The organism is Actinocorallia herbida (assembly GCF_003751225.1).
Lineage (GTDB): Bacteria > Actinomycetota > Actinomycetes > Streptosporangiales > Streptosporangiaceae > Actinocorallia > Actinocorallia herbida.
The window spans coordinates 3,928,436-3,948,407 of the sequence record NZ_RJKE01000001.1; the positions used below are offsets into that span (position 1 = coordinate 3,928,436).

Here is a 19,972-nt window from a genome sequence, read left to right on the forward strand (position 1 = left end):
CCCTTTCCACCGGCCGCACGGTTCCCGGTGCGGCCGGTCCGCCTTCTACCCCGAGGACTTGCCTTGTCCGAGCTTCCCGGCCTCACCTTCGCGTTCGAGATCCGCGCCGACCTCGCCCCCACCCTGCATGTCGGGCACGGCTCGGGCGAGCGCACCGAGTTCACCCCCATCACCGGCGGCACCGTGACCGGACCGCTGCTGCGCGGCACGGTCCTGCCCGGCGGCGGCGACTGGTCCGGCACCCGCGGAAGCGTCTGCGAGCTCGACGCCCGCTACCTCCTGCGGGCCGAGGACGGCGCGGTCATCGACATCGCCAACCGCGGCTACCACCACGAGGACGACCCGGACGCCCCCGTCCAGCACGACGGCGCCCTCCGGATCAGCGAACCCGGCGTCTACTACCGGACCTCGCCGGTCTTCCGCACCGACGCCCCCGCGCACCTGTGGCTCACCCGCACGGTCTTCGTCGGACTCGCCCGTGACGCAGGCGAGCACTCCGTCGCCATCCGCATGTACGCCCTGCGCTGAGCCCGCTTCCGGAGGTCAGGAGGTGACGGCGGTCCGAGCGCGGTTGAGGTAGTCGCGGAACGCCTCGCGCTCGGTTCCCGTGAACCCTTTCAGCATCTGCTCCTCGAGCGCCGCGACCGGTTCGGCGTACTCGGCGAGGAAGCGGCGGCCGGCGTCGGTGAGGCCGAGGATGTGCCGTCTCCGGTTGGCCGGGTCGACGGACCTGCTGATGAGCCCCCGGCGCTCGATCGCCGCGATGACGTCCGCCATGGACTGCGGCGTGACGAAGGAGTTCCGGGCGAGTTCGGCGCCGGACAGCCCGCTCCTGCGCTCCAGCACGGTGAGCGCCGTGTACTGGAGCGTGGTGAGCCCGGAGGGCCTGAGCAACTCGTCGAGCCGGGCCCGGGTGGCCAGTTCCACCTGCTTGATCGAGTACAGCAGGGACGGCTGCGGCATGCCCACTCCCGTTCGCGATCTCTCAGGAACCCTGTCGAAAACAGCATATCGGGGCCTTGCCATCGGCCCGGATGCCCGGCATTATCAGGAATCTTGTTATCAGGAAACCTGATGATTTTGGAGGAGATCTTGCCCCCCTTGGCAGTGGAGACGCGCGGTAGCGTCGCCGTGCTGCGGCTGAGCCGCCCGGCGAAGCGGAACGCGCTGGACACCGCGACGATCCTGGAGCTCGAGCGGTTCTTCGCGGTGCCCCCCGAAGGCGTCGGCGCGATCGTGCTCGCCGCCGAAGGCGCGCACTTCTGCGCGGGCCTCGACCTGTCGGACCTCACCGAGCGGTCCACCTGGGAGTCCGTGCTGCACTCCCGGATGTGGCACCGGGCGTTCGACCGGATCGAGAACGGCACGCTGCCCGTCGTCGCGGCCCTGCACGGCGCGGTGATCGGCGGCGGGCTCGAACTCGCGGCCGCCGCGCACATCCGGGTCGCCGAGGAGTCGGCGTACTACGCGCTGCCGGAAGGGCAGCGCGGCCTGTTCGTCGGCGGCGGCGGCTCGGTGCGGGTGCCGCGGTTGATCGGCGCCCACCGGATGACCGACCTGATGCTCACCGGACGGGTCTACGACGCCGTCGAAGGCCAGGCGGCAGGCCTGTCCCACTATCTCGTCGGCCCGGGTGAGGCTCTGGACAAAGCGGTCGAACTAGCCGAGCGGATCGCCGGGAACGCCCCCGTCTCGAACTTCGCGGTGCTGAGCGCGCTTCCGCGGATCGCCGAAGCCGATCCGCGGCAGGGCTATCTGCTGGAGTCGCTGATGTCCGCCGTCGCGGCGGGCGGCGAGGACGCGCAGCAGCGGATGCGCGCGTTCCTGGAAGGCCGGGCCGGAAAGGTGACGCGATGACCGAGCCGCTGACGACCCCGCGGGACCCGAGCGCGAGCCGCATCGGGCAGTACGCCGCCTGGCTCGAAGCCGAACGCGGCCTGGAGTTTGCCGACTACCCGGCTCTGCATCACTGGTCCGTCACCGATCTCGACGGGTTCTGGTCGTCGATCTGGGAGTACTGCGGCGTCCGCGCGCACAACCCGCCCGCGCGGGTGCTGGAGAGCCGCGCTATGCCGGGCGCCCGGTGGTTCCCCGGAGCGACGCTGAACTACGCCGAGCACGCGCTGGGGCTGCCCCAGGACGCCGACGACGTCGCGATCGTGGCCCGATCGCAGACCCGTCCCGGCGTCGAGCTGACCTTCGGCGAGCTGCGCGAGCAGGTCGCGCGGGCCCGGGCCGGGCTGCGCCGGCTCGGCGTCGGGAAGGGCGACCGGGTCGTCGCCTATCTGCCGAACATCCCCGAGACCATCGTGGCGTTCCTGGCGACGGCGAGCCTCGGCGCGGTGTTCGCGTCGTGTGCGCCGGAGTTCGGCGTCCGGAGCGTCATCGACAGGTTCGGGCAGCTCGCACCCAAGGTGCTGCTCGCGATCGGCGGCTACCGGTACGGCACCCGCGACGTGGACCGTACGGCCGAGGTCGCGGAGCTGCGGGCGGCCCTGCCCGACCTCGCCCACACGGTCGGAGTCCCCTATGGGCCCTTCACCGTCGCGGACGCGGTGGGCTGGGACGATCTGCTGGCGGAGCCCGGCGCGGAGGGGTTCGACCCGGTTCCGTTCGACCATCCGCTGTTCGTGCTGTTCACCTCGGGGACGACGGGGCTGCCGAAGGCGATCGTGCACGGGCACGGCGGCGTCCTCCTGGAGCATCTGAAGAACCACACGCTGAGCTGGGATCTGGGTCCCGGCGACCGGATGCTGTGGTTCAGCACGACCGCGTGGATGCTGTGGAACGCGCTGGTCTCGGCGCTGACCGTGCGCGCCTCGCTGGTGCTGATCGACGGCGACCCGGCCTTCCCCGACCTGCGCGAGCAGTGGAGGCTGGCCGAGGAGACCGGCGCCACGCTGATGGGGACGAGCCCCGGCTACCTGATGGCCTGCCGCAAGGCGGGGATCAGCCCCGGGGAGGAGTTCGCGCTGCCCCGGCTGCGCCAGCTCGGCGCGGCGGGCAGCCCGCTGGCGGCCGAGGGCTACCACTGGGTGCACGCGCAGTTCGGCGACCGGGTGCTGCTGAACGTCGGTTCCGGCGGCACCGACGTGTGCACGGGCATCCTGCAGGGCTCGCCGTGGCAGCCGGTGTGGGCGGGGGAGATCTCCGGGCCGTGCCTGGGGGTCGCGGCGCAGGCGTTCGATCCGGAGGGGAACCCGGTCGTCGGGGCGCTCGGCGAACTCGTGATCACCGAGCCGATGCCGTCGATGCCGGTCGGGTTCTGGGGGGACCAGGACGGGAGCCGCTACCGGGCCGCCTATTTCGCTGTCTATCCCGGGATCTGGCGGCATGGGGACTGGGTGCGCTTCGCCGAGGACGGGCGCTGCGTCGTCGCCGGGAGGTCGGACGCCACCCTGAACCGGGGCGGCGTGCGGCTGGGCACGGCGGACTTCTACGCGGTCGCGGAGGAGCTGCCCGAGGTCGTCGACAGCCTGGTCGTCCATCTGGAGGACGCCGAGGGCGGGCCGGGCGAGCTCGTGCTGTTCGTGCAGACCGACGGGACGGACCTCGACGACGCCTTGCGGGCCCGGCTGAAGACCGCCCTGCGCACCGAGCTTTCGCCCCGCCATGTGCCGGATCGGATCGAGCGCGTCACCGCGATTCCGCGCAGCCGGACGGGCAAGAAGCTCGAAGTGCCCGCGAAGCGCATCCTGCTCGGCGCGCGCCCCGAGGACGTCGCCAGCCGTGACGTGCTCGCCGATCCGGCGTCGCTGGACGTCTTCACCACCTGGAGGCGGGCATGAAGGCCGCGATCGTCGGCACGGGCGTCATCGGGGCGAGCTGGACGGCGCTGCTCCTCGCGCACGGGCACGACGTCGTCGCCACCGATCCGGCACCGGGCGCGCAGGACGCGCTGCGGGCGGCGGTCGCGGCGCACTGGCCCGCGCTGCGCCTGACCGGGCTCGCCGAAGGCGCGTCACCGGACCGGCTCGCCTTCACCCGCGACGCCTCCGAGGCCGTCGCGGACGCGGACTTCGTGCAGGAGAACGGGCCGGAGCGGACCGAGGCCAAGGACCGGCTGTTCGCGCTCCTGGACGAGGCGGCCCCTCCTGCGACGGTTCTGGCGAGCAGTTCCTCGGGCATCACCCCGTCCAGGATCCAGCGGGCCTGTGCCCGGCATCCCGAGCGCGTCCTCGTGGGCCATCCCTTCAACCCGCCGCACCTCATCCCGCTGGTCGAGGTCGTGCCGGGCGGGGCGACCTCGGAGGAGGCGGTCCTGTCGGCGATGGCGGTCTACCGCGGCCTCGGCCGGCGGCCCGTCCGGGTCCGGCGGGAGCTGCCCGGCCACCTCGCCAACCGGCTCCAGGCGGCGCTGTGGCGGGAGGCGTACTCGCTCGTCGCGAGCGGCGCGGCCGACGTGGCCGATCTCGACGCCGTCATCGCGCACGGGCCCGGCCTGCGCTGGGCGCTGCTCGGCCCGTTCGCCAACCAGCACCTCTCCGGCGGGGCGGGCGGTATCGCCCACATCCTGGCGCACCTCGGCCCGCCCACCGAGGAGATCTGGGCCGACCTCGGCGCGCCGCGGCTCACCCCCGAGCTCGTCCGGGCCATCGTCGCGGGAGTCGACGAGGAGTTCCACGACGTCGACATGGCGGCCGTCGTGGCCGACCGGGACGCGCTCCTGCACCTGCTGATCACCGCCAAGGCCGCCACCGCAACCCTGGGAGGGACCACCCCGTGAACGTCGCCGACCTGACCGCCATCGACTTCCACGTGCACGTGGAACAGGACGCCCACGGGCACTTCGCCTTGGACGACGAGCTGATGGAGGCGTCCTCCGCATACTTCAAATCCGCCGAGCACCGCACCCCGACCGTGGACGTGATCGCCGCCCACTACCGGGAGCGCCGGATGGCCGCCGTCATCTTCACCGTCGACGCCTCGACGGCCCTGCGGCACCCGGCGCTGTCCAGCGAGGAGATCGCCGAGGCGGCCGCGCAGCACCCTGACGTCCTCATCCCGTTCGGCTCCGTCGACCCGCACGCGGGTGCGAAGGCCGTCACGAGGGCTCGCGGCCTGGTCACCGACCATGGGGTGCGCGGGTTCAAGTTCCACCCCAGCCTCCAGGGCTTCGCCCCGAACGAGACGGCCTTCTACCCGCTGTACGAGGCGCTGCAGGAACTCGGCGTCCCCGCCCTCTTCCACACCGGGCAGACCGGGATCGGCGCGGGCCTGCCCGGCGGCCGGGGCATCAAGCTGGGCTACTCCGACCCGATGCTCATCGACGACGTCGCGGCCGACTTCCCCGACCTCAAGATCATCCTCGCCCATCCGTCGGTGCCCTGGCAGGACGAGGCCATCTCGATCGCCACTCACAAGGCCAACGTGCACATCGACCTGTCGGGCTGGTCGCCGAAGTACTTCCCGCCCCGGCTCGTCCAGGCCGCCTCCCGGCAGCTCCGGCACAAGGTCCTCTTCGGCTCGGACTTCCCCCTCATCACCCCGGACCGCTGGCTCACCGACTTCGCCGCTCTCGACATCAAGCCGGACGCCCGGCCGCTCATCCTCAAGGACAACGCCGTCCGCCTGCTCGGGCTCTGAGCCGGGCGCGGAGCGCGTTCCGGCTGGTGGGGAGGATTGGGCGATCCTCCAGAGAGCGCGGCGGGAAGCGCCGAATTTCCGTAGGGCGCGGTGATCGTGCTCGGGCCGGTCGCCTTGCTTGACTGGCCGTCATGGATCTGAACGACGTCGTGGAGGTACGGGACGCGAGCCGGCTCGTGACCTGGGAGCCCGGCGACGCGTGGCTGGCCGGGGGCACCTACCTGTTCTCCGAGCCGCAGCCGCACCTGCGCCGCCTGCTGGACCTGAGCCGGACCGGCTGGACCCCGGCCGCCGCACTGCCCGGCGGGGCGGTGGAGATCGCCGCGACCTGCACGATCGCGCGGCTGTCCCGGTTCGCCGCGGCGCTGGACCGGGCGGCCGCGCCGCTCTTCGAGCAGTGCTGCCGGGCCTTCCTCGCCTCGTTCAAGATCTGGAACATGGCGACCGTCGGCGGGAACCTGTGCAACGCGCTCCCGGCGGGTCCGATGATCTCGCTGACCGCCGCGCTCGACGGGGAGTGCCTGCTCCTGGCGCGGGACGGCGGACGGCGCACCCTGCCCGTCGCGGAGTTCGTCACCGGCGCGGGCGAGAACGCTCTCACCGAGGGGGAACTGCTGCGCTCGATCACGCTGCCCGCCCGCGCGCTGAACAGCCGGACCGCTTTCCGGCAGGCGTCGCTGTACGGGCTCGGCCGCTCCGCGGTCCTGGTCATCGGCGCGCTCGATCCGGTGGACGGCGCGGTGACGATCACCGTCACCGCCTCGACGCCCAAGCCCGTCCAGGTCGGGTTCCCCGCCCTGCCGACGGCCTCGCGGCTGCGCGCGGCGCTCGAGGAGGCCGTCGGCGGCGGGTGGTTCGACGACGTGCACGGCCTTCCCGAGTGGCGGCGGCACATGACGCTGCGGAGCGCCGAGGAGATCCGCCGGGAACTGGAGGACGTTCATTGAGCATCGAGGTCAACGGCGGCGTCCACGCCGAGGAGCCGCGGCCGGGCCAGTGCCTGCGGAGCTACCTGCGTGAGCGCGGCTGGTTCGGGGTCAAGAAGGGCTGCGACACCGGCGACTGCGGCGCCTGCACCGTCCATGTGGACGGCGAACCGGTGCACAGCTGTCTGTATCCGGCGTTCCGCGCCGAAGGCCGCAGCATCACCACGATCGAGGGGCTCGCCGGACCGGACGGGGAGCCGCACCCCGTCCAGCAGCGCTTCCTGGACGCGCAGGGCTTCCAGTGCGGCTTCTGCACCGCCGGATTCGTGATGACGACGGCGAAACTCGACGGGGACCAGCTCGCCGACCTGCCCAGGGCGTTCAAGGGCAACCTCTGCCGGTGCACCGGATACCGGTCCATCGAGGACGCCGTGCGCGGCAGGTGCAACATCGAGGAGGCGGCGGCGGGGGAGACCGTGGGCCGCAGCCTTCCCGCGCCGGCCGGACCCCGGATCGTCACGGGCACCGCGCGCTTCACCTTCGACGTCGACGTCCCGGGCCTGCTGCACCTGAAGCTGCTGCGCTCGCCGCACGCGCACGCCAGGATCGTCGCGATCGACGCCTCGGCCGCGCTGCGGGTCCCGGGCGTGCAGGCGGTGCTCACGCACGAGGACGCGCCGGACCGGCTGTTCTCCACCGGCCTGCACGAGCACGCCACGGACGACCCGGCCGACACCCGGGTCCTCGACGACACGGTCCGGTACGTCGGGCAGCGCGTCGCGGCGGTCGTCGCCGACAGCGAGGCCGCCGCGGAGGAAGGGCGCCGCCTGATCGAGGTGGCTTACGAGGTGCTCCCGGCGGTCCTCGACCCGGAGGAGGCGATGCGCCCGGGTGCCCCCGTCGTCCACGCCAAGGACGGGGCCGTCGCGGGGATCGCGCGGCCGGAGGACAACGTCGTGGCCGAGGCGCATGTCGAGGAGGGCGACCTCGAAGCGGGCTTCGCCGCCGCCGACGTCGTCTACGAGGGGACCTTCCGGACGCAGCGGGTGCAGCACGCGGCCCTGGAGACGCACGGCGCGGTGGCCTGGCTGGACGACGCCGGCCGGCTCGTCGTGCGGTCCAGCACCCAGACGCCGTTCCTCGCCCGCCGCGCCCTGGCCCGGCTGTTCGACCTGCCGCACGACGGCGTCCGGGTCGTCGCGGGACGGGTCGGCGGGGGCTTCGGCGGCAAGCAGGAGATGCTGGTCGAGGACATCGTCGCGCTCGCGGTCCTGCGGCTGCGCCGTCCCGTCAAGCTGGAGTACACCCGCGCCGAGCAGTTCCACGGCGCGACGACCCGGCATCCGTTCACCGTCGCGGTCAAGGCGGGCGCGCGCGGGGACGGCACCTTGACGGCGCTCGAACTGCGGATCGTCTCCGACACGGGCGCCTACGGCAACCACGGGCCCGGCGTGATGTTCCACAGCATCGGCGAATCCCTGGCCGTCTACCGGGCGCGGAGCAAGAAGGTGGACGCCTACGCCGTCTACACCCACGCCCTCCCGTCCGGGGCCTTCCGCGGGTACGGGCTCGGCCAGGTGATGTTCGCCGTCGAGTCGGCGCTGGACGAACTCGCCGTCCGGCTCGGCCTCGACCCGCTGGATCTGCGCGCGGTGAACGTCATCGGCCCGGAGGAGCCCCTGCACGACGGCGACGAGGACGACCTGTACGTCGCCAGCTACGGGCTCGACCGGTGCCTTGAGGTGCTGCGCGCGGCGCAGGACGAGCCGGGCGGCACGCCCGCGCCGGACGGCTGGCTGGTCGGGGAGGGCACGGCGCTGGCGATGATCGCGACGAGCCCGCCGCGCGGCCACTTCGCCGATGTCCGGGCCGCGCTCCTGCCGGACGGCTCGTACCGCCTCGCGGTCGGCACCGCCGAGTTCGGCAACGGCACCACCACCGTGCACCGGCAGATCGCCGCGGCCGAGCTCGGCACGACCGTCGAGCGGATCTCCGTGCGGCAGTCCGACACCGACCTCGTGCCGCACGACACCGGCGCGTACGGCTCGACCGGCGTCATGATCGCGGGCAAGGCGACCCTGCGGGCCTGCCGCGGGCTCGCCGACCTCCTCGTGGACTTCGCCGCGGCCCGCGTCGGCGTCGCCCGTGCGGCGTGCCGGCTCACCGAGGAAGGGGTCGCGCACCCGGGCGGCCTGCTGACCCTCAAGGAGCTGCACGCCGCGGCGCGGGCCATGGGCCAGGACCTCGCCGCCGCCGGGCATTTCGACGGCACCCCGCGCTCGGTCGCCTTCAACGCGCACTGGTTCCGGATCGCGGTCGACCCGGGAACCGGGGAGCTGCGCGTGCTGCGCAGCGTCCACGCGGCCGACGCGGGCCGGGTGATGAACCCGGCGCAGTGCCGCGGCCAGATCGAGGGCGGCGTGGCGCAGGCGCTCGGCGCGGCGCTCTACGAGGAGGTGCGCTTGGACGCCGGGGGAGCGGTCGAGACCGACTCGTTCCGCGCCTACCGGGTCCCCCAATACGCCGACACGCCCCGCACCGAGGTCCACTTCGTGGACACCCTGGACCCGATCGGGCCCCTCGGCGCCAAGTCGATGAGCGAGAGCCCGTTCAACCCCGTCGCCCCGGCCCTCGCCAACGCCCTGCGCGACGCCACCGGGGTCCGCTTCACCGCGCTTCCGCTGACCCGCGACCGTGTCTGGCTCGCCCTCCGGGAAGCGGGAGTTGTGGAGTGAACTGCGCGCGGAAACTTGCCGGTTTCGCGGCGGTTTCATAGGTGTTGCTTATGATCATAAGCCTTGCCTCTGGAGGCGGGGGCGTGTGTAATGGGAGGAGCGATCCGCCGCAGTGCGGCGCAGAACGAAGGAGTCCGCCGTGGCCACACCTGACATTCCGCTCATCGACGTCTCGGTCTGGCGTTCGGGAGACGAGGCGCGTCGGGCGGAGCTGGCCGGACGGCTCGATCGGGCCATGCGGGACTCCGGGTTCTTCCTGGTGTCCGGGCACGGCATCGACGAGCGGCTGCTCGCCGAGCTGCGGGTCGAGGCGAAGAAGTTCTTCTCGCTGCCGGGCGAGGCCAAGGAGGTCTACCGCACCCAGGTCGGCGGGCGGGGCTGGCTCGCGAAGGGGGCCGAGGCGAACTCCTTCTACGGGGAGGACGCCGACCCCGCGAAGGCCGACCTCAAGGAGAGCCTGAGCCTGGGCCGCGACCACAGCACCGGGAACACCGAGATCGACCGGGCCTGGTTCGCCCCGAACGTCTGGCCGGAGGAGGTGCCCGCGCTCCAGGCGCTCGGCGAGCGCTGGATGGCCGAGGCGCGCGAGCTGTACTACGACCTCCTCGCGATGCTGGCCACGGCGCTGGGGCTGCCCGAGCGCTACTTTCTGGACCGCGCGCTGGATTCGCCGCACACCTTCAACATCAACCGCTACCCGGCCCTGGCGGAGGTGGGCAGGGCCCTCGACGGCCAGTACCGGGTGGCCCCGCACACCGACTGGGGGATGCTGACGATCCTCGACCGCCAGCCGGGATACGGCGGCCTCCAGGTCCAGACCCCCTCCGGCGAGTGGGCCGATGCTCCATACGTCGAAGGGGCCTTCACCATCAACATCGCCGACCTCCTCGCCCGCTGGACCGGCGACCGCTGGCGCTCGACCCGCCACCGGGTCCTCCCACCGAGCCCGGACGCACCCGCCGAGGAGCTCATCAGCGTCATCATGTTCATGGAGGCCGACATGGACCAGGTCGTCACCCCGTTCGCGCCACCCATCGGCGGGGGCGCGGACTACGCGCCGGTGGTCGCCGCCGACTGGTTCACCGAGCGCGCCGGCGCGGCGACGGTGTCGTGACGCCCCTTCCCGCCGACCTGCGCCTGCTGGAAAGGGCCATCGCGCTCGCCGGGGAGGCACGGGCACGGGGCCGCCATCCGTTCGGCGCGCTGGTCGCCGACGCCCGGGGGGACGTCCTCGCCGAGGCGGTCAACGACTCGCTGCCGCCCGGCGGCGACCCCACCCGGCACGCCGAACTGCTCGCGGCCGCCGCCGCGGCCCGCGCGGCGCCGGAGGGCGGGCTGGGCGGGGCCACCCTGTTCACCAGCGCCGAACCCTGCGCGATGTGCGCGGGCGCGATCTACTGGACCGGGATCGGCCGGGTCGTCTACGCCCTGTCGGAGTCCCGGCTCCTCGCGCTGACCGGGAACCATCCCGAGAACCCGACGCTCGCACTGCCGTGCCGCGAGGTGTTCGCCCGCGGTCAGCGTGTCGTCGAGGTGCTCGGCCCGCTGCTGGAGGACGCCGCGGAGGCTCCGCACGTCGGCTTCTGGACCTGACCGGCCGGGCTCACACCGTGCCCCGGGGCGCGGGAGGCGGAGTGGGGAACGGCGGGAGGTGGTGGGGTGCCGGGGCTTGGGAAGTGGAGCGGGGACGGGCGGGAGGCGGCGGGGCGTCGGCCGCCGGGCGCGGGAGCGCCTTCGCGGGCGGCGATAATCGACGACCACCACGCATCCGACGAGTGACCAGGAGGCGCGACAGTGCCGAACCCGACGCAGCCCCCGACGTCCGACGCGTACATCGCGGAGTCGATCGGCAGGCAGGTGCGGGAGCTGCGGGAGCGCGCGGGGCTTTCGGTGACGGGGCTCGCCGCGGCGTGCGGCGTCAGCCAGCCCTACGTGAGCCAGATAGAGAAGGGGGCGGCCTCCCCGTCGCTGTCGACGGTCTACCGCCTGGCGAAGGCGCTGGGCGCACGGCCCGGCGACCTGCTGCCGCCGCTGTCGGACGACGGCGAGGTCACCGTCGTGCGCAGCGACGAGGGCGAACTCGTCCCGATCAGTGACCGGCCCGACACCGGCCACGGCAGGATCCTGCTCTCCCATCGGCGGGCGCCCCTCTCGGTGTTCGAGTACGTCCTGCAGCCCGACCAGTACGTCGGCGAGTGGTTCGGCGCCCCGGGCGTCTCCGCCATCTACGTCGTCTCCGGGACGCTGGAGGTCGAGGTCGCCGGGCACGGCGTGTACACCCTGGGCCCGCGCGACTTCATCTCCCTGGCCGACAACGTCTTCGACCGCTGGAAGGTCCTCGGCACCGACCGCGTCCACCTCGTCCTCTCCTACAGCCCCCCACCCGGCGCCCCCGAGGCGCCACCGCGCGCTGCCGCCGCACCCTGAGGCCGTCCGGGTAGGTTCACCGGGTACTCGATTCCCCCGAGACGCCACCCCGCGCCGCCTCCGCACCTTGAGGCCGTCCGGGGTAAGGGTTTCCCGGGCACCCGACGACCCAGGAGACGAGGGCGCACCCGCCAGGCCGCCGCACGCGCACGACCCTGGGACGGGTCGATCGAACCCGCTCGGGCGGGTCAGGACGCGTGCGGGTCAGACGATGAGGCCGCCGGTGACGCGGAGGTTCTGGCCGGTGATCCAGGCGGAGTCGGGTCCGGCGAGGAAGGCGACGACCGCGGCGATGTCGGCGGGCTCGCCGAGCCGTCCCAGGGCGGTGAGGAGCCTGGTCTGCTCCAGGGCCTCGGGCGGGTTGGCGGCGTGCAGCAGGTCGGTGTCGGTCGCGCCCGGCGAGACGGTGTTCACGGTGATGCCCCGGGGGCCGAACTCGCGGGCGGCCACGGCGGTGAACTGCTCGAGGGCGGCCTTGCTCGCCGCGTAGAGCGCGATCCCGGGAGCGGGCAGGACCGTGTTGAGCGTCGAGATGTTGATGACGCGCCCGCCGTCGCGCAGCACCGTCGCCGCCCGGCCCATCGCCAGCAGCGGGAAGCGCGCGTTCACCGCCATCACCCGGTCGAAGTCCGCGGCGGTCACCTCGCCGATGAGCCGGGGCGGGTTGATCGCCGCGTTGTTCACCAGGATGTCGAGCCCGTCGCCGACCGGGCCGAACAGCGCGTCGACGCTCTCCGGATCGGCGAGGTCGGCCCGGACCGCCACGACGCCGGCCAGTTCCGCGGTGAGCGCTTCGGCGGCCTCCCGGTCGTGCACGTATCCGAAGACGACGCGCGCCCCCTCGTCGACCAGCCTCCGAACGATGGCCCGTCCGATGCCCCGTGAGCCGCCGGTCACCAGTGCCGTCTTCCCCTTGAGCGTCATACCGCGTGACGGTAGCCGGACACCGGTCCGGTGTCTCGCGCGAACGCGAACATCTCACCCGGGCATGGCCGCCGAGCGGGCGTCGCCGACCGATCGCGGGCCGGAGGACGGAGGCCCGCGAGTGATCCTCCCCAGTGCCGGAGGTGACGCCTCACCGCGGTTCGTCGGCGGGCGGGGTGTCCTTTAAGTGTTCGCCAAGTGGTGCGGCGCAGAGTGGGGGTCGACCGGGTGGGGAGGCCGTCCGGCGGTAGGCGAGGAGAACGAGGGAATGGTGACGTCCGTGGGGGTTCGGGGGCTGGGTGCGGGGCTGGTGGGCGGCGGGGGAGTGCTGTTCGCGGTCGGGAACGTGCTGCACCCGCTGGAGCACAACGCGGCGGCGCACGCTGCGGCCACCTGGGAGGCGGCGCACCTGATCTTCGGCCTGGGTGGGCTGCTCGTGGCGGCGGGCCTGCCGCTGGTCCTGGCCGTGGGCGGGGTCGTCAGGCCGTCGCGGATCGTCATGACGGGCGGGGTGCTGTTCGCGCTCGCGTTCGCCGCGCTCGGGCCGGGTGCCTGGTTCGAGGCCTTCGTCGCCCCGCTGCCGGGGGACGTGGCGGCCGGCCTCGAAAAGGGGGCGGGCGGCACGGTCAACGCGGTCGCGGGGAGCGTGTGGATCCTGGCGATGCTGATCCTGGGCGGCGGGCTGGCCCGGAGCGGGTCGCGCGGGTCGGTGCGGCTGGCGGGGGCCGGTCTCATCCTCACCACGGTCGTCATGATCGGCGGGCCCGGCATCCCGGTGAAGGAAGGGCTGTGGATCATCCCGGGGACGGTCGTGGCAGGGCTGTCCCTGGTGCTGCTCGCGCTGGCCGCGGTCCGGCGGCCGGAGCGGGCGGCCGCCGAGATCCCCGTCTGACGGTGGCCGTGCCGCGATGCCGGCCGGGATCGTCCGGCATCGTGTCCTTCCGATGGATTCCGCCACAGGCCCGCGCGTCACTAGACTCGCGGGCCTGTGGTGTCGCCGCCGGAGGAGGCACGGGGCATGGACATGCGGGTGCTCGGCCCCGTCGAGGTGTGGCGGGACGGCGCGGCGATCGATGTGGGCAGCCCGAAGCAGCGGACCGTGCTGGCCCTGCTCGCCGCCGTCGCGCCGCGCCCGGTCTCGGTGGACCGGCTCATCGAGGAGATCTGGGAGGGCAGCCCGCCGCCGCGCCCGCTCGGGTCGCTCCAGGTGTACGTGTCGAACCTGCGCCGCGCGCTCGAGCCCGCCCGACGGCCTGGGGCCCCCGCCACGGTCCTGGTCACCGCGCCGCCCGGATACGCGCTGCGCGTGGATGAGCGGCTGGACCGGGTCAGGTTCGAACGCGCGGCGGCGCTGGGGCACGACCTGCTCGCGGCCGGGGACAACACGGGGGCGCGCGGCGCGCTCGCCGAGGCGCTCGACCTGTGGCGCGGGGAGCCTTACGCCGACGTGCCCGTCGCGGCGCTGGGGCCGGAGACGGAACGGCTGCTCAAGCTGCGGATGCTCGCGGCCGAGGACCTGTGGGCCGCGGAGGTCGCCCTCGGCCGGCATCGGGCCGCCGTGCCCGCGCTGCGCCGCCTGGCCGTGGAGCATCCGCTGCGCGAGCGCGTCTGGGAACTGCTCGTCGTCGCGCTGTACCGGTCCGGCCACCAGGCCGAGGCGCTGAGCGCGCTCCGCGAGGTGCGCCTCCGCCTCGCCGACGACCTGGGCATCGACCCCGGTCCGGCGCTCCGCGCGCTGGAGACCGACGTCCTGCGCCAGGCCCCGCACCTGGACCCGCCACCCGTCACGCCGCCGCCCCGCCTTCCGACGGCCGGGGGACCGCCCGGCGCGGGGTCGTCCGGGTTCGTGTCGGTCGACGGATCGGCCGACGCGGGTCCCTCCCGGTACTCGACGGCCGAGGGCTCGCCCGTCGCGGGGCGGTCCTGGCCGACGTCGCAGCAGGCGGCCGAGCCCGCCGAAGTCCTCGTCGGCAGGGCGGACCCCCTCGCGGCGCTCGTGACGGCCGGGCGTACCGCACTCGCGGGACGCGGCGGGATCGTCGTCGTCTCCGGCGAGCCCGGCATCGGCAAGAGCCGGCTGCTGCGCGAGTTCACCCGGCCCGCCCCGTCCGGCGCGGCGAGACCGCGGCCGATCACGGTGGCGGGCGACCCGGAGGGCACGCCGCCGTGGCACGGGTGGCACACCGTCCTTGCGGGGCTCGGCGCCGCACTGCCGGACACGTCCGGCACCGACCCGGACGTGGCCCGCTGGAACGTCGTCCAGACGGTCCGGACCGCGCTGGCCGCCGCCCCCGAACCCGTCGCCCTGGTCTTCGACGACCTCCAATGGCTCGACAGCCCGTCCCTCCAGGTCCTCGCCGCCCTCGCCGACACGCTCCCCGATCTGCCCTGCTGCCTCCTGGCCGCGACCCGCGACACCCCGCCCGCCGACGGCCCCCTCGCCGCGGCCCTCGCCGCCCTCACCCGAGCCGGCGCCACCCGCCTGACCCTTCACCGCTTCACCCTCACCGAGACCCACCACTACGTGCGGGCGGTCACCGCCCTCCCCCTCCCCGCCGACCAGCTCGCGGCCCTCCACACCCGTACCGAAGGCAACCCCCTGTTCCTCCGCGAGATGACCCGCCTCCTCGCTGAAACCGCCCGACCCGGCGCGACCCCCGCCCCCACCGGGCCCGCTTGGACCACCATCCTCGCCGCCGCCCGAACCCGCCGCCCTTCCGACCTCGAGAGCCCCCGGCCCGCCCATCCCGAGCCGAACGACCGGCCTTCCGACCCGACGCTGGAAGCCCGAGAGCCCGACGGCACGAGTGACGGCCGGGAGCCTGGCGATCTGGGGGAGCGGCAGGAGTCCGACGGTGCGCGCGACGGGCGGATGCCCGGTGCCATCGGCAAGGGTCGGGCATCCGACGCGTCGCGCGAGCGCCGGGAGGCTGACAGTGCCCGTGAGGGCCGGGAGCCGGGCGATCCGGGGGGAGGTCGGGCATCCGACGCGTTGCGGGACGATCGAGTCTCCGGTGCCGGGAGCGGTGGGGTGGGGGTGGGCGTGGAGGTTTCCGGTGGGGGTCGGGGTCTCGTGGTGCCGGGCGATCTGCGGGGGGTGCTCGCGGGGGTTCCCGAGGGGATTCGGGATGTGGTGCGGGTGCGGGTGGCGGCGTTGCCGGAGGAGGTGCGGGGGGTGCTCCAAGCGGCGGCCGTGCTCGGGCAGCGGGTCGATGTGGAGCTGTTGGGGCGGGTTTGCGGGCTTGATCCGGAGAAGGCGTTGGATCTGGTGGACGTCGCCGTGATCCACCGGGTGCTGGAGGAGGACGCGGAGGCGATCGGGCAGGTGCGGTTCGGGCACGCGCTGGTGCGGGACGCGATCCTCGCCGATCTGCGGCCGGGGCGGAGGGCCGCCCTGCACCTGAAGGCCGCCGACGCGCTGGCCGAGGACGGTGGGCCCGCCGCCGCGCTCGCCGCGCACCTGGACGGGGCCGCCGCGCGGATGCCGCGGCTGGCGGGCCGGGCCGTCAGGGCGGCGGAGGACGCGGCGGCCGAGGCGAGTGCCCGCAACGCGCCGATCGAGGCGGCGCGCTGGCGGGAGCGGGCGCTCCGGCTGGCGGAGACGGACCGGGAGCTGGACCACGCCCGTCGGCACGCACTGCTCGTCGCGCTCGCCGCGGCGCGGCGCGACGCCTCGGACGTCGCGGGCGCGCGGGAGGCGATGCTCGCCGCGGTCGGTATCGCCGAGGAGCTGCGCGACGAGAAGGGCGTCGCCGAGGCCCTCGTCGCCTACGGCGCGGCCACGGCCCCCGTCTGGCCGGGCCCCTTCCCCGACCCCGTCGTGCTGCACCGGATGGAGGCCAGCGCCCAGGGACTCGACGCGCTCGACGACGGGCTCGGCGGCCTCCTGCTGGCGTGCCTGGCCGCGGAGACCGCCAAAACCGGCGATGTCCCCGGGACCCGGGCCGTCTCCGCACGGGCCGTCGCGCGGGCCCGCGCCGCCGGGGACGTCGGGCTGCTCGCCCGGATCCTCGGCGCCCACCTCGTCACGACCTGGGCCGCCGACACCGTCGAGACCCGGATCGAGCAGGCGCGCGAGCTCGCCGCGCTGCCCGCGGGCCCGGCCGCCGAGGCGCTCGGCCGCTGGTTCGCGGGGGTCTCCCTGCTGGAGGCCGGACGCCGCCGGGAGAGCCGCGCCGAGGTGGAGCGCAGCGGCAGGCTCGCCGAACGGCTCGGTCTGCCCGCCCTGCTCGCCCAGCAGGGGTGGTTCGCCGCGATGGAGAGCTTCGTCCGCGGCGACCTCGCCGCGGCCGAGGCGGCGACGGACCGGGCGGCGGCGCTGCACCGCAGCACCGGCATGTGGGGCGCGGACGAGTCGGTCGCCAGCCAGCTCTTCGCGCTGCGCGACGAACAGGACAGGCTGCCCGAACTCGTGCCCGCCCTCACCGCGGTCGCCGACGCCGGTATGCCGGGCATGATCGAGGGCGCCGCCCTCGGCCTGCTGCGTGCGGGCGACCTGCGCGGCGCCCGTGACGCCCTCGACCGGGCCTTCGCCGACCCCCCGCTGCCCGCCTGGGGCCTGGTCCACTCCTGGGCGGTGCGCGCCGAGGTCTGCGCCGCCGTGGGCTCCCCGGCCCAGGTCGCCGAGGCCGAGCGCGTCCTCGCCCCGCACGCGGCCCGGATCGCCCTCGCCGGCACCGGCGTCCTCTGCCGGGGTTCCGTCGTCCGCCTCCTCGGCCTGCTCGCCGAACGCCGCGGCGACCTCCCCGCCGCCGAGGCGGCCCTGCGCTCCGCGGTCGCCCTCGAGGACGACACGGGCCTCACCCTCTGGGCCGCCCACTCCCGCGTCGCCCTCGCCCGCGTCCTTCGCCTCTCCGGCACCCCGTCGGACGCGGAACCCAGCACCCTCCTGGACCAGGCCGCCACCACCCGCGGCCTCCGCCGCCTCACCCGCACCATCACCACGGCCCGGAGCCCCGACCCCACCTCATGGTGGTAGCCCGCCCGCGCGTTCCGCCGCGAAAGCGGATCAACGGGGTCGTCCGGTAGCCTTGGGCCAGGCCCGGGTCATCGACCAGGCCGCGTGCTTCGATGGCGAGTCGGGCATTCCGGACGCAGTCGGCTGGGGAGCCGACGGGCGTCCGAACGCGGCGGTATAACCCCTTTGACCTGCTCATTCTGGTCATCGGCAGGACGAACGACAGGAAATCATGGAAGTCTCGCAAGTCGCGCTGCCTGCGCCGTCCGACATCCGGCTGATCATCACGGACATGGACGGCACCCTCCTGGACGGCGCAGGGCGCGTGCCCGACGAGCTGTGGACGCTGCTGCCGCGGCTTCGCGAGCACGGGATCGTGTTCAGCCCCGCGAGCGGACGGCAGTACGCCACCCTGGCCGCCGTGTTCGCCCGGGTCGACGACGGCATGGTCTACATCGCGGAGAACGGGGCCTATGTCGTCCGGGACGGCGCTGAACTCAGCTCCGTGACGCTCGGGCCGGTCATCGCCGCCCACGCCGTCGAGGCCGTCCGGCGTCTGGCCCGGGAAGGCGCGGACGTCGGGGCGGTGGTCTGCGGGAAGCGCGCGGCCTACGTCGAACGGTCGGACGCCCCCTTCCTCGCGGAGATCGCCCGCTACTACCACGAGTACCGCGTCGTGGAGGATGCCACGGAGATCGACGACGAGTTCGTCAAGGTCGCCGTGTTCACCTTCGGCGCGGCGGAAGAGGCCGTCTACCCCGCCGTGCGAGCCGCCTGCCCCGACCAGCAGGTCGTCGTCTCCAGCGAGCACTGGGTCGACGTCCTCGACCCGCTGACGGACAAGGGCGTCGCCGTGCGCAAGCTCCAGGCGGAGCTGGGCATCGGCCCCGACCAGACCATGATCTTCGGCGACTACCTCAACGACCTCGCCATGCTCGACCTCGCCACCTGGTCCTTCGCCACCGCCAACGCGCACCCCGAGGTGCTGGCCCGCGCCCGCCACCGGGCCCCGGCCAATACCGACAACGGCGTCACCCGCGTCCTCACCGAACTCCTCGACGGCCGCTGACGATCCCGTCAGGCGCGGAGCTTGCGGGCCCCGTAGGCGGCGGCCCCAAGGGCGACCGCCCCGGCACCCCACAGGACCGACGTCACGGGGAGCGTGAAGGCGAGGACGAGGCACCCGGCCAGGCCCAGGACCGGGACGACCCGGGCAGGCCGCCCTTCGGCGGGGGAGAGGGTCCAGGCCGAGGCGTTGGCGATCGCGTAGTAGAGCAGGACGCCGAACGAGGAGAACCCGATCGCCGCGCGCAGGTCGGCGGTGGCCGCCAGCACCGCGACCACCGTGCCGACCGCGAGCTCCGCCCGCTGCGGGACGCCGAAGCGCGGGTGCACGGCGGCGAGCACGTGCGGCAGGTTCCGGTCTCGGGCCATCGCCAGGGTGGTGCGCGAGACGCCGAGGATCAGCGCGAGCAGTGAGCCGAGCGCGGCCACCGCGGCCCCGACCCGCACCAGCGGGACCAGGACCGGCGCCCCGGCGGCGCGGACCGCGTCGGCGAGCGGGGCCTCCGCGCGCGCCAGCGGCTCGGGCCCCAGCACCGCGAGGACGGCCAGCGCCACCACGGCGTACATCGCGAGGGTGATTCCGAGCGCGAGGGAGACGGCGCGCGGGATCGTGCGGGCGGGGTCGCGGACCTCCTCGCCCAGCGTGGCGATCCGCGCATAACCGGCGAACGCGAAGAACAGCAGGCCCGCCGCCTGAAGCACCCCGAGCACCCCGGCGTCCGCGCCGACGCCCCAGCGCGCGGCGTCCGCGGCGGAACCGGTCAGGCAGACGGTGCCGACCGCGGCCAGCACCGCCAGCACGAACGCGACGATCACCCGGGTCAGCCAGGCTGCCTTCCGCACCCCGAGAAGGTTCACCGAGGTCAGCGCGACCACCGCCGCGACGGCCACCGCGTGCGCCTGGTCCGGCCACGCGTAGGCCCCGACGGTCAAGGCCATCGCCGCGCACGAGGCGGTCTTCCCGACGACGAACGCCCACCCCGCCAGGTGCCCCCAGAACGCGCCGAGCCGCTCCCGCCCGTACACATAGGTGCCGCCGGACCTCGGATACCGGGCCGCGAGCCGCGCCGAGGACGTCGCGTTGCAGTAGGCCACCACCGCGGCGAGCCCCAGCCCCAGGAGCAGCCCGGACCCCGCCGCCGCGGCGGCGGGCGCGAGCGCCGCGAAGATCCCGGCCCCGAGCATCGCGCCGAGCCCGACCACCACCGCGTCGAAGATCCCGAGACTCCGCCGCAGCTCCCCCTGCCCGGCCGAAGCCGTCGACGGGCCCATGATCCCTGCCTCTCCCCGTACCGGCCACCGATCCCGGCGCACGATATCGGCCCGAGATGACGGAACGGGGTTCGGTCGCG

At 74.2% G+C, this 19,972-nt stretch carries 16 protein-coding genes; 13 read left to right on the forward strand and 3 right to left on the reverse strand.

Going from position 1 to position 19,972, the window contains the following annotated elements; genetic code table 11:
* The first annotated feature begins 63 nt into the window (after positions 1 to 63).
* On the forward strand, positions 64 to 528 hold the full coding sequence (locus tag EDD29_RS18215; protein ID WP_123665559.1) for a DUF3237 domain-containing protein: 465 nt from the start codon (positions 64 to 66) through the stop codon (positions 526 to 528).
* 15 nt (positions 529 to 543) lie between these two features.
* Here EDD29_RS18215 and EDD29_RS18220 read toward each other — a convergent pair whose 3' ends face one another.
* Positions 544 to 963, reverse strand: coding sequence for a MarR family winged helix-turn-helix transcriptional regulator (locus EDD29_RS18220; protein ID WP_123665560.1), 420 nt, complete (start codon positions 961 to 963; stop codon positions 544 to 546).
* Positions 964 to 1,107: 144 nt separating this feature from the next.
* Here EDD29_RS18220 and EDD29_RS18225 point away from each other — a divergent pair, with 144 nt between their 5' ends.
* From EDD29_RS18225 to EDD29_RS18265, 9 genes are all read left to right on the forward strand, one after another.
* Positions 1,108 to 1,857: a crotonase/enoyl-CoA hydratase family protein gene (locus tag EDD29_RS18225; protein ID WP_246053422.1), complete on the forward strand. Its 750-nt coding sequence runs from the start codon at positions 1,108 to 1,110 to the stop codon at positions 1,855 to 1,857.
* Positions 1,854 to 3,788: an acetoacetate--CoA ligase gene (locus EDD29_RS18230; protein ID WP_123665561.1), complete on the forward strand. Its 1,935-nt coding sequence runs from the start codon at positions 1,854 to 1,856 to the stop codon at positions 3,786 to 3,788. Before EDD29_RS18225 ends, EDD29_RS18230 begins: the two co-directional genes overlap by 4 nt.
* Entirely contained in the window at positions 3,785 to 4,726 is a 942-nt protein-coding gene (locus tag EDD29_RS18235; protein WP_123665562.1) for a 3-hydroxyacyl-CoA dehydrogenase NAD-binding domain-containing protein, read from the forward strand. The genes EDD29_RS18230 and EDD29_RS18235 overlap by 4 nt, the downstream gene beginning before the upstream one ends.
* Positions 4,723 to 5,586 carry an amidohydrolase family protein gene (locus tag EDD29_RS18240; RefSeq protein ID WP_123665563.1) on the forward strand — a complete coding sequence of 288 codons (864 nt, stop codon included), beginning with the start codon at positions 4,723 to 4,725 and terminating at the stop codon, positions 5,584 to 5,586. The genes EDD29_RS18235 and EDD29_RS18240 overlap by 4 nt, the downstream gene beginning before the upstream one ends.
* Before the next feature lie 131 nt (positions 5,587 to 5,717).
* Positions 5,718 to 6,533 carry an FAD binding domain-containing protein gene (locus tag EDD29_RS18245; RefSeq protein WP_123665564.1) on the forward strand — a complete coding sequence of 272 codons (816 nt, stop codon included), beginning with the start codon at positions 5,718 to 5,720 and terminating at the stop codon, positions 6,531 to 6,533.
* Entirely contained in the window at positions 6,530 to 9,247 is a 2,718-nt protein-coding gene (locus EDD29_RS18250; protein ID WP_123665565.1) for a molybdopterin-dependent oxidoreductase, read from the forward strand. Before EDD29_RS18245 ends, EDD29_RS18250 begins: the two co-directional genes overlap by 4 nt.
* Positions 9,248 to 9,386: 139 nt before the next feature.
* Positions 9,387 to 10,361, forward strand: coding sequence for an isopenicillin N synthase family dioxygenase (locus tag EDD29_RS18255; RefSeq protein WP_123665566.1), 975 nt, complete (start codon positions 9,387 to 9,389; stop codon positions 10,359 to 10,361).
* Entirely contained in the window at positions 10,358 to 10,840 is a 483-nt protein-coding gene (locus EDD29_RS18260) for a nucleoside deaminase (protein ID WP_123665567.1), read from the forward strand. Before EDD29_RS18255 ends, EDD29_RS18260 begins: the two co-directional genes overlap by 4 nt.
* 201 nt (positions 10,841 to 11,041) lie before the next feature.
* Entirely contained in the window at positions 11,042 to 11,674 is a 633-nt protein-coding gene (locus EDD29_RS18265) for a helix-turn-helix domain-containing protein (RefSeq protein ID WP_123665568.1), read from the forward strand.
* A 204-nt stretch (positions 11,675 to 11,878) separates the two neighbouring features.
* Here EDD29_RS18265 and EDD29_RS18270 read toward each other — a convergent pair whose 3' ends face one another.
* The gene (locus EDD29_RS18270) at positions 11,879 to 12,598 is read right to left on the reverse strand and encodes an SDR family NAD(P)-dependent oxidoreductase (protein ID WP_123665569.1); all 720 of its coding nucleotides are present in this window, start codon (positions 12,596 to 12,598) and stop codon (positions 11,879 to 11,881) included.
* 268 nt (positions 12,599 to 12,866) lie between these two features.
* On the opposite strand from EDD29_RS18270, the gene EDD29_RS18275 reads away from it, so the two are divergent.
* From EDD29_RS18275 to EDD29_RS18285, 3 genes are all read left to right on the forward strand, one after another.
* Positions 12,867 to 13,490, forward strand: a complete 624-nt coding sequence (locus EDD29_RS18275) for a hypothetical protein (RefSeq protein WP_123665570.1) — start codon at positions 12,867 to 12,869, stop codon at positions 13,488 to 13,490.
* 126 nt (positions 13,491 to 13,616) lie between these two features.
* Positions 13,617 to 17,576 carry a BTAD domain-containing putative transcriptional regulator gene (locus EDD29_RS47730; RefSeq protein ID WP_123665571.1) on the forward strand — a complete coding sequence of 1,320 codons (3,960 nt, stop codon included), beginning with the start codon at positions 13,617 to 13,619 and terminating at the stop codon, positions 17,574 to 17,576.
* Between the two features lie 211 nt (positions 17,577 to 17,787).
* Positions 17,788 to 18,624 (forward strand): Cof-type HAD-IIB family hydrolase, encoded by an 837-nt coding sequence (locus tag EDD29_RS18285; protein ID WP_123665572.1) that lies wholly within the window; start codon positions 17,788 to 17,790, stop codon positions 18,622 to 18,624.
* An 8-nt stretch (positions 18,625 to 18,632) separates the two neighbouring features.
* Here EDD29_RS18285 and EDD29_RS18290 read toward each other — a convergent pair whose 3' ends face one another.
* Positions 18,633 to 19,892 carry an APC family permease gene (locus tag EDD29_RS18290; RefSeq protein ID WP_123665573.1) on the reverse strand — a complete coding sequence of 420 codons (1,260 nt, stop codon included), beginning with the start codon at positions 19,890 to 19,892 and terminating at the stop codon, positions 18,633 to 18,635.
* Positions 19,893 to 19,972: the final 80 nt, after the last annotated feature.